Source organism: Pseudomonas sp. SL4(2022) (assembly GCF_026625725.1).
In the GTDB taxonomy this organism is placed as follows: Bacteria; Pseudomonadota; Gammaproteobacteria; order Pseudomonadales; family Pseudomonadaceae; genus Aquipseudomonas.
Genome location: NZ_CP113060.1, coordinates 1973064 through 1988770, shown reverse-complemented (window position 1 = coordinate 1988770; position 15707 = coordinate 1973064). Strand labels below are relative to the sequence as shown.

Sequence of the window (15707 nt, the reverse complement as noted above, 5' to 3'; positions counted from 1 at the left end):
CCTCGTGCAAGAGCCGCTGTAGATTTCCGTATACTGGGCAGCGCGCCGCCCAGGGCGGCGCCCTCCTTCAACCTGTCCGTGAAGCGCCCCGTGAAAATCCGCCAATCGATAGTAAGCCTGCTGCTGATCTGCAGTTGCCTTGTAGTTGCATCGAACACCCAGGCCGCCCCCGCCAAGCAACAGGACCTCGCCGCCGGCAGCGCCCTGCTGGTCGACCTGCAGACCAATCAGGTGCTCTACGAGCGTAACGCCGACAGCGTGGTGCCAATTGCTTCGGTGACCAAGCTGATGACTGCCATGGTCACCCTCGACGCCAAACTGCCGCTGGATCAGGTGCTGCCGATCATGATTCGCGACACCCAGGAAATGCGCGGCGTGTTCTCCCGCGTACGCGTGGGCAGCGAGCTGAGCCGCCACGATATGCTGTTGCTGGCTCTGATGGCTTCGGAAAACCGCGCGGCATCCAGCCTGGCGCACCACTACCCAGGCGGCCACACGGCCTTTGTCGCGGCAATGAATGCCAAGGCCCGCGCCCTGGGCATGAAGCATTCGCGCTTTGTCGAGCCCACTGGCCTGTCGGAACACAACGTGTCCAGCGCCCGCGACCTGGTGCTGATGCTCAAGGCCGCACGCCAGTACCCGCTGATCAGCCAGTTCAGCACCACCTCGGAAAAAACCCAGGCCTTCCGCAAACCCAACTACACCCTGGGCTTTCGCAACACCAACAACCTGGTGCGCAAGCCGGGCTGGAGCGTGCAGCTGAGCAAAACTGGCTACACCGGTGAAGCCGGCCGCTGTCTGGTGATGAACACCGTGATGAATAACCGCCCGGTGGCCTTCGTGGTGCTGGATGCCTTCGGCAAATACACCCACATGGCCGACGCCAACCGCCTCAAACGCTGGCTGGAAACCGGCAAGGTCACCGCCGTGCCACCCGCCGCCATCAGCTACCGCCAGCAGAAGTTGGCGCAGCGTCAGGCCCAGGCCGCACACTAAGCCCCCCCAAAAAACGACAAGGCCCGCAGACATAGCGGGCCTTGTTCCATCAGCGAGTCGCTCAGCCGTTATGCAAGCCGAGCAACGGCTGGCGCATGCCAAACACCAGAAAACGCGCCAGTTCCGGGAGCGGCAAGGCCTTGCTGATCAGGTACCCCTGCACCTGGTCACAACCGTACTGACGCAGCAGCGCCAGTTGTTCGGCATTCTCCACGCCCTCACCCACCACCTGCAGGTTGAGGTTGTGCGCCAGATTGATCATCGCCCGCACCAATTGCCGGTTCTCCGCACGCTCACACATGCCGCCGACAAAGCTCTTGTCGATCTTCAGCAGGGTGATCGGCAGGTTGTTCAGGTGCACGAAGGAGGAGAAGCCGGTGCCGAAATCGTCCAACGAGAAGCGCACGCCGAGACGCCCCAGGGCCAGCATGGTCTGCTGCACCTGATCGCTGCGGCGCATCACGGCGGTTTCAGTCAGCTCGAACTCCAGCCACTGCGCATCGACGCCGCGCTCTTCAATCAGACGGCTGAGGGTTGGCAGCAGCTGGCTGTCCTGAAACTGGCGAAACGACAGGTTGACCGCCATATGCAGTGCCGGCAAGCCGCGCCCGCGTAGCCACTGCATATCGCGCAGCGCACGGCTGATCACCCAGTAACCGAGCGGTACGATCAGTCCGCTTTCCTCAGCCAGCGGTACAAATTCATTGGGTGCCAGCAGACCATGCACGCTGTGGCGCCAGCGCACCAGCGCTTCCAGGCCGAGGATGCGTCCGGTTTGTAAACACAGGCGCGGCTGGTAGTGCAGCTCCAGCTCGTCACGGCGCAGGGCGCGACGCAGCTCGCTTTCCAGGTCAGCCTGGTTGCGCGCGCTGCGGTTGATCCGCTCGTCATAAACATGAAAAGAGCAGCCCTGCTGGCTCTTAGCCTGCTGCATGGCGATATGCGCGTGCCACATCAGTGGGTCGGCGCTGCTTGTGGCGCGGGAATGGGCCAGGCCGAGGCTGCAACCGATCAGCAGACTTTCGCCGTCAATCCAGTAGGGCTCGCCAAGGGCTTCGGTAATCTGCGCGGCTAAGCGCTCTGCGCGCTGCGGGTCGCGACGGCTGTCGATCAGCAAGGCAAATTCATCGCTGCCCAGGCGCGCCACCTGGTCGCCTGCCTGCAGCTGCGCCTTGATCCGCGACACCACTTGCAGAATCAGACTGTCGCCACCTTGGTAGCCGAGGGCATCGTTGGCGTGGCGGAAGTTGTCCAGATCGAGGTGGCCGAGGGTCAGGCCACGGCCTTCATACTCGGCCAGGCGCGCGGCCAACAGGGTCTGGAATCCTTGCCGATTGGCAATGCCGGTCAGGGCATCCTGATCCGCCAGGCGCTGCAAGGTGTCGTTGAGTTTGCCGTATTCACGGGCATAGCGCAGGCAGCGGCGTAGCACCTCGCTGCTGAGCTGATGACGCACCAGCCAGTCGCAGATACCCTCGGGCTCGACGTCGGGCTCGGCATCCAACAGCAGGACAATCGGCAGGGAGCAGCGCCCGGATGCGGGCAGATGACGCGGCGTGGTCAGCAGCAAGGCGTTGCTGGGGGAATCAAACAGCGCGCTGGCCGCTTCCCAGGACGGTGCGGTGATCAGGGCATAGCCACTGCCTAGCGTGCTCAGGCGCTCGCGCAGCAACTGCGCCCAGCCCGGCGTTTCCGCCAGCAAAAGCAACCGTAATGGTTCGACGAACGCGGACAAACAACTTCCCCCACTGCACAAATAAAGAGCTTTGAACCCGCTCGGATGCGTCGTAATCGACGTCTAATCACGCACATCCTTGTGTCAGTGGCGCGCCCTGCGGCATGGCAAGGACCCGAAGTGGCACCAGAGTACTGGATTAGGAAAATTAACCAAGCCTGGCTGTTTGCCATTATGTGCAGTGCAACACACTTCCAGATGGTCACAGCAGAAAGCGCCAGGCCTGTTAAAATGCGCGCCCATTTGCCCTGACGATTGACTCCATGTCCCGACTGAACCCTCGGCAACAGGAAGCCGTGAACTATGTCGGCGGCCCACTTTTGGTGCTCGCCGGCGCAGGCTCCGGCAAGACCAGCGTGATCACCCGCAAGATCGCCCACCTGGTGCAAAACTGTGGCATCCAGGCCCGCCATATCGTTGCCATGACCTTTACCAACAAGGCCGCGCGGGAAATGAAAGAGCGTGTCGGCAGTCTGCTCAAAGGCCCCGAAGCCCGCGGCCTGACGGTGTCAACCTTCCACAATCTGGGCATGAATATCATCCGCAAGGAATACGCGCGCCTGGGCTACAAACCGGGGTTCTCGATCTTCGATGATGGCGATATCAAGGCACTGCTGACCGACATCATGCAGAAGGAATATGCCGGTGATGACGGTGCGGACGAGATCAAGAACTACATCGACAGCTGGAAAAATGACCTGATCCTGCCTGAACAGGCACTGGCAGGCGCGCGCAATCCCAAGGAGCAAACCGCCGCCATCGTCTACCTGCACTACCAGCGTACCCTGCGTGCCTACAACGCCGTGGACTTCAACGACCTGATCCTGCTGCCGGTGATGCTGTTTCAGGAGCACGCCGACATCCTGGAAAAATGGCAGAACCGCATCCGTTACCTGCTGGTCGACGAATACCAGGACACCAACGCCAGCCAGTATCTGCTGGTGAAGCTGCTGGTGGGCATGCGCAACCAGTTCACCGTGGTCGGCGACGATGACCAGTCGATCTACGCCTGGCGCGGTGCGCGCCCGGAAAACCTGATGCTGCTGAAAGAGGATTACCCCTCGTTGAAGGTGGTGATGCTGGAGCAGAACTACCGCTCCACCAGCCGCATCCTCAAGTGCGCCAACATCCTCATTGCCAACAACCCGCATGCCTTCGAGAAACAGCTGTGGAGCGAGATGGGCATGGGCGACGAGATCCGCGTGATCCGCTGCCGCAACGAAGACGCCGAGTGTGAACGGGTGGCCCTGGAAATCCTCACCGAACACCTGCGCACCCAGCGCCCTTACAGCGATTACGCCATCCTCTACCGCGGCAACTACCAGGCCAAGCTGATGGAGCTGAAATTGCAGCACCATCAGATTCCCTATCGCCTCTCGGGCGGCACCAGCTTCTTCGCCCGCCAGGAGGTGAAGGACTTGATGAGTTACTTCCGCCTGCTGGTCAACCCGGATGATGACAACGCCTTTCTGCGCGTGATCAACGTACCGCGCCGCGAGATCGGCTCGACCACATTGGAAAAGCTCGGCAACTACGCCACCAGCCGCAAAATCAGCATGTACGCTGCCGCCGGCGAAATCGGCCTGGGCGAACAGCTGGATGCGCGCTACACCGAACGCCTGGCACGCTTTACCACCTGGATGGACCGGGTGCGCCAGGAGTGCGCGCAGAACGACCCGATTGCCGCCATTCGCAGCATGGTGATGGACATCGACTACGAGAACTGGCTGCGCCAGAACGCCTCCAGCGACAAGGTCGCCGAGGCCCGCATGGGCAACGTCTGGTTCCTCGTCGAGGCCCTGAAAAATACCCTGGAACGCGACGAAGACGGCGAGATGACCATCGAGGATGCCATCGGCAAACTGGTGTTGCGTGACATGCTCGAACGTCAGCAGGAAGAGGAAGAAGGCGCGGAAGGCGTACAGATGATGACCCTGCACGCCTCCAAAGGCCTGGAATATCCCTCGGTGTACATCCTCGGTGTGGAGGAGGAAATTCTTCCGCACCGCTCCAGCATCGAGGCCGATACAGTCGAGGAAGAGCGGCGCCTGGCCTACGTCGGCATCACCCGCGCCAAACGCAACCTGACCATGACCTTCGCCGCCAAGCGCAAGCAGTACGGCGAAATCATCGACTGTTCACCGAGCCGTTTCCTCGATGAACTGCCACCCGAAGACCTGGTCTGGGAAGGCCTGGAAGACGCCGCACCCGAGGTCAAGGCCGCCACCGGCAATTCGGCGCTGGCCAATATGCGTGCAATGCTAAAAAAATAACCAGCAGCACAGCCGGGCATAGATAGACGTATTTCGTCACCGCCTGCATCCGCGCTACGCTGCACCATTACATCCCGGCGCAGACCGGGTATCAGAAAGAACGACGAGGGACACCGCGTGGAAGCGCTGAAACAGAAAATTCGCGAGGAAGGCACCGTGCTCTCGGAGCAGGTACTCAAGGTTGATGCCTTTCTCAATCACCAGATCGACCCAGCGCTGATGCAGCTAATCGGCCACGAATTCGCCCAGCGCTTCGCCGGCCAGGGCATCACCAAGATCGTCACCATCGAAGCCTCGGGCATTGCCCCGGCCGTGATGGCCGGACTTGAACTGGGTGTACCGGTGATCTTCGCGCGCAAGTACCAGTCGCTAACACTCAAAGACAACCTGTACATCTCCAAGGTGTTCTCCTTCACCAAGCAGACCGAGAGCACCCTGGCCATCTCGGCCAAACACCTGGGTGCCCATGACCATGTGCTGCTGATCGATGATTTCCTGGCCAATGGCCATGCCGCCCGCGCCCTGATCGACCTGATCGGCCAGGCAGGCGCAAGCATCGCCGGCATCGGCGTCGTCATCGAAAAGTCCTTCCAGCGCGGCCGCGCCGAACTGGATGCACAGGGCTACCGCGTCGAGTCGCTGGCGCGCATCGACTCCCTCAAGGATGGCCAGGTCAGCTTTATCGATTAAGGGCCGCAGCCCACCGGGAATTGCCTTGAGCCGTTTCTAGCGCCCACAAAAAAGCCGCCTGTTCAGGCGGCTTTTTCACAGCAGCGTCAGGCGTGTTACAGGCCGGACATCTTCTGAATTGCGGCACGCAGCTCGTCATCCGAGCAGTCGGCACAGGTGCCTTTCGGCGGCATGGCGTTGATACCGGAAATGGCTTTGGCCAGGATGCCGTCAAGGCCGCCCTGGTGGTCTGCGCGCTCTTTCCATGCAGCCGTGTCGCCAATTTTCGGCGCACCCAGGATACCTGGGGTGTGACAAGCACCGCAGTGCTTGGCAATGATGTCATCGGCAGTACGCGCACCACCGCCCGCACTCACGGCAACAGCACCCACGCCCTTGCATTCTTCACCCATCACACAGACTTGGCCAACCGGCTTCAGTCGCTCGGCAATGGCATCGTCGGTCGTGGCCTGAGCAGTCACTGCCCACAGGGCCAATACGGTAGCCGGTGCTACCAGGATCTTTTTAATCAGGTTCACGGTACACCCTCTTCGTGGCTAGTCACGCTCGCGGCCACGGTTTCGCGAGCGGGCGACAGTATAACGGCAAGCGGTGCAGGCCGAAACAACCCAGATTGTCGCAGGGTTATTTCCAACCGCCAGGAAACGGCCGTGTTTCCCTGAACCGTGGCGGATTCATCAATGCGACTTAGAAGTTGGCCGGTGTGGTGGCGCTAATCAACCGGGCCGGTTGCTCGAACGGATTACGGAAACGATGCGGCTTGCTGCTCTCGAAATAGTAGCTGTCACCTGGCTCGAGGATGAAAACCTCGTCGCCGACGGTCAGCTCCAGCTTGCCCTCGACCAGCATGCCAGCCTCTTCACCTTCATGAGCGTACATTTCGTCGCCGGTGTCGGAACCACTGGGGTAGGTTTCATCAAGGAAGGAAATGGCACGACTGGGATGCGCCTTGCCCACCAGTTTCATGGTGATGGCGCCGCTGCAAATATCGGTAAGTTCGGCAGCACGATAGACCACCTGAGCCTGACTGTCCTGCTCCACATCCAGGGAGAAAAACTCCACCAGAGACATGGGGATACCCGCCAACACCTTTTTCAACGAACTGATCGAAGGGCTTACGCTGTTCTTCTCGATCATCGAAATGGTGCTGTTGGTGACGCCCGCCCGCTTGGCGAGTTCACGCTGGGAAAGGCCTTTGAGTTTGCGAATGGATTGCAGTCGAACACCGACGTCCAATGCTGGAGTCCCCCTTGGGAGTGATACGGAAAAGTCGCCGTATCATGGCATAGCGTTCGGAATTTACAACACTCGCGTTCAAACTCATCTACAGCTCGGCTGTTAGTGCCCGAGGTAGAGCAGCGGCGCCCGCCGCAGGTTGCAGAAAAGCTGATAGGGAATACTGCCCGCCTGGGTGGCCACGTCGCTGGCCAGCACCTGTTTACCCCACAGCTCGACCCGGCTGCCCAGGCCCGCTTGTGGCAGATCGGTCAAATCGACGGTGAGCATGTCCATCGACACGCGACCGATCAAGCGGGTCAGTTGGCCGTCCACCGCCACGGGCGTGCCGGTCGGCGCATGACGTGGGTAGCCATCGGCATAGCCCATGGCGACCACACCGACGCGGGTCGGCCGCTCGCTGACAAAGCGCGCGCCATAGCCCACCGGTTCACCGGCCGGCAGTTCGCGCACGCTGATGATCTTCGACTCCAGAGTCATCACCGGCTGCAACCGCGCGGCCATAGCCTGCGCCTGTTCGAACGGGGTGGCACCGTAGAGCATGATGCCGGGCCGCACCCAGTCACTCGGAACGTTGGGCAAACCGAGCACGGCTGGCGAATTGCGCAGGCTGACCTCAGCGACAATACCCTGGCGCGCCTGCTGGAACACGGCCAACTGCTCATCACTGCGCGAGCAATCCAGCTCGTCAGCGCGGGCGAAATGGCTCATCAACACAATTTTTGCCACCTTGCCGCTGGCCAGCAAACGTTGATAGGCCGCCTGATAATCCTCAGGATTGAGCCCCACGCGATGCATGCCGCTGTCCATCTTCAGCCAGACTGTCAGCGGGCCACGCACAGTGCTGCGCTCAATCGCCTCCAGCTGCCACAGCGAATGCACCACGCACCACAGTTCGTGCTGCTCGATCAGCGGCAATTCGTCGGCCTCGAAAAAGCCCTCCAGCAACAAAATCGGCCCGCGAATACCGGCCTCGCGCAGCTGCAGTGCTTCCTCGATACAGGCCACGGCAAAACCATCGGCCTGCTCCTGCAGCGCCTGCGCACAACGCACCGCGCCATGGCCGTAGGCATCCGCCTTGATCACTGCCAGGGCGCGCGCGCCGCTGACGTCACGGGCCAGTTGGTAGTTGTGACGCAAGGCTTGCAGGTCGATCAGAGCACGGGCAGGACGCATGATGTTCTCGGCTATCAGCAGTTTTCAGGCTATAAAAAAGCCCGGTGTGATGGCCGGGCAAATACGTATCGCAAACGGGACGGGCGGCGTTATAGCGCGGCCACGATCATCATTTCCACCAGCACCTCGGGCTTGTACATCTTTGCCTCGACGCAGGCACGCGCTGGCGCGGCGCCGGGCGCAACCCAGGCATCCCAGACCTGATTGAGACCAGCGTAATCACGGTCCATGTCCTTCAAGTAGATAGTCACAGAGAGGATCTTCGACTTGTCGCTGCCGGCCTCGGCCAGCATGCGGTCGGTGTTGGCCAGGGTTTCACGGGTTTGCTGCACGATGTCGCCGCGGTAGTCGTCCGCCAGTTGCCCGGCCAGGTAGACCGTGCCGTTATGGATGACGATTTCGCTGTAACGACTTTCAGTGTGCAGGCGCTGTACTGACATGCTTGTGACTCTCCTGGGAACGGCTGTAACGGGAAATATCCAGGCCTTCGGCGCTGATCTGCGGGCGCTTTTTCGCCATCAGATCGGCAAGCAGGCGACCGGAGCCGCAGGCCATGGTCCAGCCCAGTGTGCCGTGACCGGTGTTAAGGAACAAATTACGCAAGCCAGTGGCACCGACAATCGGCGTGCCGTCCGGGGTGGCCGGGCGCAGGCCGGTCCAGAATTCGGCCTGGCTCAGGTCGCCGCCCTGCGGGTAGAGATCAGCGGTGATCATTTCCAGGGTCTCGCGACGGCGCGGGTTGAGGCTCAGGTCGAAACCGGCGATCTCGGCCATGCCGCCGACGCGGATGCGGTTGTCGAAACGGGTGATCGCCACCTTGTAGGTTTCATCGAGGATGGTCGAAGTCGGCGCCATCGCCACATTGGTGATTGGCACGGTCAGCGAGTATCCCTTGAGCGGGTACACCGGAGCCTTGATGCCCAGCGGCTTGAGCAGTTGCGGGCTGAAGCTGCCGAGCGCCAGCACATAGCGGTCGGCGGTTTCCAGCTTGCCGTCGATCCACACGCCATTGACCCGGTCGCCCACGGCGTCGATACGCTGAATGTCCTGACCGAAGCGGAATTCCACCCCCAGTGCCTTGGCCATCTCGGCCAATTTGGTGGTGAACAGCTGGCAATCGCCGGTCTGGTCGTTGGGCAGACGCAGCGCGCCGGCCAGTTTGTCGGTGACTGCGGCCAGGGCCGGCTCAACGCGGGCAATGCCAGCGCGGTCGAGCAGTTCATAGGGCACACCGGATTGCTGCAGCACGGCGATGTCTTTCGCCGCGTTATCCAGTTGCGCCTGGGTGCGGAACAGCTGGGTGGTACCCAGGCTGCGGCCTTCATAGGCGATGCCGGTTTCCGCACGCAGCTCGTCGAGGCAGTCGCGGCTGTACTCGGACAAACGCACCATGCGCTCCTTGTTCACCGCGTAACGGCTGGAGGTGCAGTTGCGCAGCATCTGCGCCATCCACAGGTATTGGTCGATATCGGCGGTGGCCTTGATCGCCAGCGGTGCGTGTTTTTGCAGCAGCCACTTGATGGCTTTCAGCGGCACGCCCGGGGCAGCCCATGGCGAGGCGTAGCCAGGGGACACCTGGCCGGCATTGGCGAAGCTGGTTTCCATGGCCGGGGCATGCTGCCGGTCGACCACCACCACTTCAAAACCCTGACGCGCCAGGTAATACGCACTGGCTGTACCAATCACACCGCTGCCGAGAACTAAAACCCGCATGCCGCTCTCCTCGCCGCGACTATGCGCGACGGATAATTCCTGAGATCACAATTGAGCGCAGTATAGGAAGAGATCGGCAGTGCTTTTCACTATATAAATAGCTATATTTGGCGACAATTCTGGGCAAAATCGCCTTCTACAGAGGGGTATCCACCGTGCGCACCCAACATCAGAGCCGCCGCGAACTGGACAAGATCGACCGCAATATCCTGCGCATCCTGCAGGAAGACGGGCGCATCAGCTTTACCGAGCTGGGTGAGCGGGTCGGCCTGTCGACCACACCCTGCACCGAACGCGTACGCCGCCTGGAGCGCGAAGGCATCATCATGGGCTACCACGCCCGGCTCAACCCGCAGCAACTCAAGGCCAGCCTGTTGGTGTTTGTCGAGATCAGCCTGGACTACAAGTCCGGCGACACCTTCGAGGAGTTCCGCCGCGCCGTGCTCAAGCTGCCGCACGTGCTCGAATGCCACTTGGTGTCAGGCGACTTCGACTACCTGGTGAAGGCGCGCATCAACGAGATGGCCAGCTACCGCAAGCTGCTCGGCGACATCCTGCTCAAGCTGCCGCACGTGCGTGAGTCGAAGAGCTACATCGTCATGGAAGAAGTGAAAGAAAGCCTGAGCCTGCCGATTGCCGATTAACGGCAAGAAGCTGGGTAGGTTGGCTTGAGGAGCCTGCGACGAAGCCCAACGAGGTATAAACAAGATCGCCGGGCGGAGCGCTGCGCACGCCCTGCTGGGCTTCGCTACGCTCAACCAACGTGGCCCGACCCACGTGGCCCGACCCAACCTACACCAGCACCTGGCGGGTTGTGGCGATCAGCTGATGCACCCGCTGCTCCACCGCCGGGTCGGTCATCTGCTCCGGCCCCTGACCGCGCGGGCACGGCAGGCTGGACGTGGTGCCAAACAGCCGGCAGATCAGTGGGCGCTGGTCATACACCGTGCACCCATGCGGGCCGAGGTGTACGCAGTTGTACTCGGCCAACGCGGCATCATGTTCGGCATCGCTTTTCACCGGCAGCCGCGCCATTTCCTCGGATGACGCGGTAACCGGGCCGCAGCAATCATGGCAACCCGGCACGCAGGCAAAACTGGGGATCTGCAAACGCAGCTGGTCGATCTTGCGGCTGGTGCAACTCATGGGCGTGATCCTGAAACACAGGCCGGCATAGTAACCGTGCCCAGGGTTGAATCGTGGCAGGAGCAGGGGCTAACCGACGAAAATCCGCTTATTTCGCGATTGCCTCTTGGCGTTTGGCAAATCTCACGCTTATGCTTCGTAAAATTTTCCAAACACAATAATCAGGATTCCACACATGAACGCCCGCGTTCACCAGCCGGTTCATAGCAGCCAGCACGCCCGCTCCTACTACGCCGCCAGCGCCAATCGCCAACTCGACTACCCCGCCCTGGGCGGCGAGTTACGTGCCGACGTGTGCATCGTTGGCGGTGGTTTTTCCGGCCTTAACACGGCCATTGAGCTGGCGCAGAAAGGCCTTTCGGTGGTGCTGCTGGAAGCACACAAAATCGGCTGGGGCGCCAGCGGGCGCAACGGTGGCCAACTGATTCGTGGCGTCGGCCATGGCGTGGAGCAATTTGAATCGGTGATTGGCGCGCAAGGCGTGCGCGAACTGAAACTGATGGGCCTGGAAGCGGTGGAGATCGTCCGCCAGCGTATCGAGCAGTTCAACATCGACTGCGACCTGACCTGGGGTTACTGCGACCTGGCCAACAAACCCAGCCACCTCGACGACTTCGCCGAAGACATGGCCGAACTCAAGCAGTTGGGCTATCGCCATGAAATGCGCCTGCTGCAACCGGAGCAGATGCACGAAGTGGTCGGCTCCAACCGCTACGTCGGCGGCATGATCGACATGGGCTCCGGCCACCTGCATCCGCTCAACCTGGCCCTCGGCGAAGCCGCTGCAGCGCAGAGCCTGGGCGTACAGCTGTTCGAGAACTCGGCAGTGACGCGCCTCGACTACGGCAGCGAGGTCAAGGTGCACACCGCCCAGGGCCTGGTGCGCGCAACGACCCTGGTGCTCGGCTGCAACGCTTACCTGAATGGCCTGAACAGCAACCTGGGCGGCAAGGTGCTGCCCGCCGGCAGCTACGTGATCGCCACCGAACCGCTGTCCGAGGCCGAAGCGCGGGCGATCATTCCACAGAACATGGCACTGTGTGACCAGCGTGTAGCCCTGGATTACTACCGCCTTTCTGCCGACCGGCGCTTGCTGTTTGGCGGTGCCTGCCACTATTCCGGTCGCGATCCTGCAGACATCGCCGGCTATATGAGGCCCAAAATGCTGCAAGTCTTCCCGCACCTGAAAGACGTGAAAATCGACTACCAGTGGGGCGGCATGATCGGCATCGGTGCCAACCGCCTACCGCAAATCGGCCGCCTCAAGGAACAGCCCAACGTGTACTACGCCCAGGCCTACTCGGGTCACGGCGTCAACGCCACGCACTTAGCCGGCAAACTGCTCGGCGAGGCCATCGCCGGCCAGGCCAGCAGCGGCTTCGACCTGTTCGCCAAGGTACCGCACATGACCTTCCCGGGCGGCAAACACCTGCGCTCGCCGCTGCTCGCCCTGGGCATGCTCTGGCACCGGATGAAAGAACTGGTCTGACGCTCTACGCAGCAGGCCACAACGGCCTGCTGCGCATTCCCCTCACAGCTTCCAGAACGGCAGCTGCGCCTCGCGCAGGGCCTGCTCGCGGCTCAGGCCGATATCCTTGAGCTGTTCATCCGACAGCCTCAGTAACGCTCGACGAGTCGTCAGGCGCAACCAGAATGCGCTCCAGCGGCGTACAGCTGGCTTCGCCGCACCCACCTGAGCATACAGATGCCCGCCCGCGGACTCCTGCTGCAGCTCACCTGACTTCATTGTCAGCCTGACATCACTCAACCCGTTCATCGCCTGCTCCTGCCCGTAAGCCTGATGGGAGGTCATGATGAGTGACACGGGAAAAGCATGACAGATTCAAAAATATACTTTTAAATCCATACAGATTTCAGAAACCAGACTCTGAATGGTGGATTTATCGCCTATCTGTACTGGCTTGGCGCGGCACACAGAGAAATTGCGAGGCAACTGTTATGACGCTTTACGTCAACCTGGCCGAGTTGCTCGGCGCCCGTATTGAGCAAGGCCTGTATCGCCCCGGTGATCGCCTGCCCTCCGTGCGCGCCCTCAGCATGGAACATGGTGTGAGCCTGAGCACCGTGCAGCAGGCCTACCGCCACCTGGAGGATCAGGGCCTGGCCACGCCCAAGCCCAAGTCCGGCTACTTTGTGCCCCAGGCGCGCCAGCAGCCGGCGCTGCCGATGGTCAGCCGCGCCGCCCAGCGACCGGTGGATATTTCCCAGTGGGACCAGGTGCTCGAACTGATCAGCCGGCCGCCAGGCGGTGATGTGCTGCAACTGGGGCGTGGCATGCCGGATATCAGCAGCCCGACCCTGAAACCGCTGCTGCGCATCCTGTCACGCATGAGCCGCCGCCAGGAGGTCAAGGAGCTGAGCTATGGCAGCCTGTATGGTGACCCTGGCCTGCGCGCACAACTGTCACGCCTGATGCTCGACTCCGGCTGCCAGATCGCCATTGAAGAGATCGTCACCACCACCGGCTGCCACGAGGCCTTGTCCGTGGCCATTCGCGCGGTTTGCGAGCCGGGCGACATCGTGGCCGTGGACTCACCGAGCTTTCATGGCGTGATGCAGGCACTCAAGGGCTACGGCATGAAGGCCCTGGAACTGCCCACCGACCCGCTTACCGGGATCAGCCTGGAGGCACTGGAGCTCGCGCTGGAGCAATGGCCGATCAAGGCCATCCAGCTCACCCCCAACTGCAACAACCCGCTCGGTTACATCATGCCGGAGGCCAACAAGCGCGCCCTGCTGGCCCTGGCGCAGCGCTATGACGTGGCGATTATCGAGGATGATGTTTACGGCGAGCTGGCCTACAGCTACCCACGCCCACGCAGCATCAAATCATTCGACGAGGACGGTCGCGTGCTGTTCTGCAGTTCGTTTTCCAAAACCCTGGCCCCCGGCCTGCGGGCCGGCTGGATTGCCCCGGGCCGCTACCTGCAACAGGTGCTGCACCTCAAATACATGAGCACCGGCATGGCCGCGCAGCTGCCACAGCTGGCCCTGGCCGAATACATCGCCAGCGGGCATTACGAGCCGCACCTACGCCGGATGCGCAGCCAGTACGCGCGCAACCGCGACTGCATGATCGACTGGGTCAGCCGCTACTTCCCCGCCGGCACGCGGGTCAGCCGGCCCCAGGGCGGCTTTATGTTGTGGCTGGAGCTGCCACAGGGATTTGACAGCCAGCGCCTGAACCGCGCACTGCTCCCACATAAAATCCAGATCGCCCCCGGCAGCATCTTTTCCGCCGCCGGCAAATACCGCAATTGCCTGCGCATCAACTACGCCGGCCAACCCACTCCAGCGCTTGAACAGTCAATTCGCCAGGTGGGCGAATGCGTGGCCGCGCTGCTCGCCGAGCAACAGCTCGTACACAACAGCGCAGAGGTTACGGTCACGCCTTGATGGCCGCCACCTCGCTGAATGCACCCCGCTGAAACGCCAGCCAGACAAACAGCGCCGCGCCCACCGCCATCAACATCGGCAGGGCGTGGCCGCTGACCCACTGACTGGCAGCCCCCGTCGACAACGGCCCGAGCAGACAACCCGCCCCCCAGAGCAGGGCGATATGCGAGTTGGCGCGCACCAGCGCATCGTCACGATAGCGCTGCCCGACCAGAATCAGCGACAGGGTGTAGAGGCCGCCCGCGCTGGCACCAAACAGCACCAGCACGACCCAGATCAGCGGCGTGTGCAGCAATGACGGGATGCTCAGACTCGACAGCAACAGCACCACGCCGCAACAGCGGAACAACGTCTGTCGCGGTACACGATCGGCCAACCAGCCGATCGGCAATTGCAGCGCCGCATCACCGATCACCACCACGCTGACCATGATCAGCGCCATCTGCTGCACAAAACCTTCGCGCACCAGGTACACCGGCAGCAAGGTCAGCACCATGGCCTCAAAGGCAGCAAACAGCACCACCGCCCAGGCAATTGCCGGTGACGTGCGGCAAAACTCGACAATGCCACGCCCCGAAGCGCTGTACGCATCCACCTTGGGTGCACCGCCACGCCCCAGCAGCAACACGCTGCCTGCGACCAGCAACGCCGCCGACAACCAAAAACCGCGATCGCTGTCGGTGCCCAACACCGTCAACAACAACGGTCCGCTTAACTGGCTGAGCGCAAACCCGGTGCCATACAAGGCCACCAGACGGCCGCGCAGACGGTCCTCAACCAACTGGTTGATCCAGCTTTCGCCGAGCACAAACACCACGGTCAGGGAAATCCCGATCAGTAGACGCAGCAACAACCACAGTGGATAGCTGGGCATAACACTGAGCAGCGCCACCGAGGCGGCGCTGGCCAATAAGCACAGGCGCAAGGTCTGCGGCGTGCCAAACCAGCCGGCCAGATGCCCGGTGATGCGCGCCCCAAGCAACACGCCGATGGCCGGCATGGCCGCCATCACGCCGATGGCAAACGAACCGTAGCCCCAGGACTCAAGACGAAACGACACCAGCGGCAGCGTCACCCCCAGTGCCAAGCCGACAATCACCACCGCCGCACTGACGGCGAAATAGGTCATCCAGTTCATTCTTCTCACTCAACAGCCTGACCGGCTCAACGCCCGCCACGCAGATGCAAAACGGCCGGGCTCCATAGGAACCCGGCCGCAGGTGTGGCCCTTTCGATCCGGCCCCACAGGGCGGACCTTTATCGCAATACTACCTATCCTTGCCTTGACCGGATTCCGCCCCGGAAAAGATCTTCTGGGCTAAGGC

Annotated in this window: 15 protein-coding genes; 6 read left to right on the top strand and 9 right to left on the bottom strand. The window is 61.8% G+C overall.

Translation table 11 applies throughout. The features are described 5' to 3' along the window. Positions 1–90 precede the first annotated feature (90 nt). Complete coding sequence (gene pbpG, locus OU997_RS09530; RefSeq protein ID WP_267809737.1) at positions 91–996, top strand: D-alanyl-D-alanine endopeptidase; 906 nt, start codon at positions 91–93, stop codon at positions 994–996. 61 nt (positions 997–1057) lie between these two features. On the opposite strand, the gene OU997_RS09525 is transcribed toward pbpG, so the two are convergent. Next, a complete protein-coding gene (locus OU997_RS09525; protein ID WP_267809736.1) occupies positions 1058–2731 on the bottom strand; it encodes a putative bifunctional diguanylate cyclase/phosphodiesterase in 1674 nt (557 codons plus the stop codon). Between the two features lie 263 nt (positions 2732–2994). Between OU997_RS09525 and rep the strand changes: the two genes are divergently transcribed. Both rep and OU997_RS09515 read left to right on the top strand, forming a co-directional pair. After that, on the top strand, positions 2995–5004 hold the full coding sequence (gene rep, locus OU997_RS09520; protein ID WP_108486621.1) for a DNA helicase Rep: 2010 nt from the start codon (positions 2995–2997) through the stop codon (positions 5002–5004). 117 nt (positions 5005–5121) lie between these two features. Beyond that, positions 5122–5694: a xanthine phosphoribosyltransferase gene (locus OU997_RS09515; protein ID WP_108486622.1), complete on the top strand. Its 573-nt coding sequence runs from the start codon at positions 5122–5124 to the stop codon at positions 5692–5694. Between the two features lie 95 nt (positions 5695–5789). On the opposite strand, the gene OU997_RS09510 is transcribed toward OU997_RS09515, so the two are convergent. From OU997_RS09510 to dadA, 5 genes are all read right to left on the bottom strand, one after another. Further along, entirely contained in the window at positions 5790–6212 is a 423-nt protein-coding gene (locus OU997_RS09510) for a c-type cytochrome (RefSeq protein WP_108486623.1), read from the bottom strand. Positions 6213–6381: 169 nt separating this feature from the next. Then, positions 6382–6930 carry a cupin domain-containing protein gene (locus tag OU997_RS09505; protein ID WP_108486624.1) on the bottom strand — a complete coding sequence of 183 codons (549 nt, stop codon included), beginning with the start codon at positions 6928–6930 and terminating at the stop codon, positions 6382–6384. Between the two features lie 102 nt (positions 6931–7032). Next, positions 7033–8106 (bottom strand): alanine racemase, encoded by a 1074-nt coding sequence (gene alr / locus OU997_RS09500; protein ID WP_267809735.1) that lies wholly within the window; start codon positions 8104–8106, stop codon positions 7033–7035. 89 nt (positions 8107–8195) lie between these two features. Beyond that, complete coding sequence (locus tag OU997_RS09495) at positions 8196–8546, bottom strand: RidA family protein (RefSeq protein ID WP_108486626.1); 351 nt, start codon at positions 8544–8546, stop codon at positions 8196–8198. Next, positions 8521–9819, bottom strand: coding sequence for a D-amino acid dehydrogenase (gene dadA / locus OU997_RS09490; protein WP_267809734.1), 1299 nt, complete (start codon positions 9817–9819; stop codon positions 8521–8523). Before dadA ends, OU997_RS09495 begins: the two co-directional genes overlap by 26 nt. Before the next feature lie 155 nt (positions 9820–9974). On the opposite strand from dadA, the gene dadR reads away from it, so the two are divergent. Next, entirely contained in the window at positions 9975–10463 is a 489-nt protein-coding gene (gene dadR / locus OU997_RS09485) for a transcriptional regulator DadR (RefSeq protein ID WP_090250512.1), read from the top strand. 148 nt (positions 10464–10611) lie between these two features. Here dadR and OU997_RS09480 read toward each other — a convergent pair whose 3' ends face one another. Then, positions 10612–10965 (bottom strand): YkgJ family cysteine cluster protein, encoded by a 354-nt coding sequence (locus OU997_RS09480; protein ID WP_267809733.1) that lies wholly within the window; start codon positions 10963–10965, stop codon positions 10612–10614. A 175-nt stretch (positions 10966–11140) separates the two neighbouring features. Here OU997_RS09480 and OU997_RS09475 point away from each other — a divergent pair, with 175 nt between their 5' ends. Then, positions 11141–12454, top strand: coding sequence for an NAD(P)/FAD-dependent oxidoreductase (locus OU997_RS09475; RefSeq protein ID WP_108486629.1), 1314 nt, complete (start codon positions 11141–11143; stop codon positions 12452–12454). A gap of 42 nt (positions 12455–12496) precedes the next feature. Here OU997_RS09475 and OU997_RS09470 read toward each other — a convergent pair whose 3' ends face one another. Further along, complete coding sequence (locus OU997_RS09470) at positions 12497–12742, bottom strand: DUF1127 domain-containing protein (protein ID WP_108486630.1); 246 nt, start codon at positions 12740–12742, stop codon at positions 12497–12499. A gap of 182 nt (positions 12743–12924) precedes the next feature. Here OU997_RS09470 and OU997_RS09465 point away from each other — a divergent pair, with 182 nt between their 5' ends. Beyond that, entirely contained in the window at positions 12925–14382 is a 1458-nt protein-coding gene (locus tag OU997_RS09465; protein WP_108486631.1) for a PLP-dependent aminotransferase family protein, read from the top strand. Here the strand turns inward: OU997_RS09465 and OU997_RS09460 are convergent. Beyond that, a complete protein-coding gene (locus tag OU997_RS09460; RefSeq protein WP_267809732.1) occupies positions 14372–15520 on the bottom strand; it encodes an MFS transporter in 1149 nt (382 codons plus the stop codon). The genes OU997_RS09465 and OU997_RS09460 overlap by 11 nt on opposite strands. Positions 15521–15707: the final 187 nt, after the last annotated feature.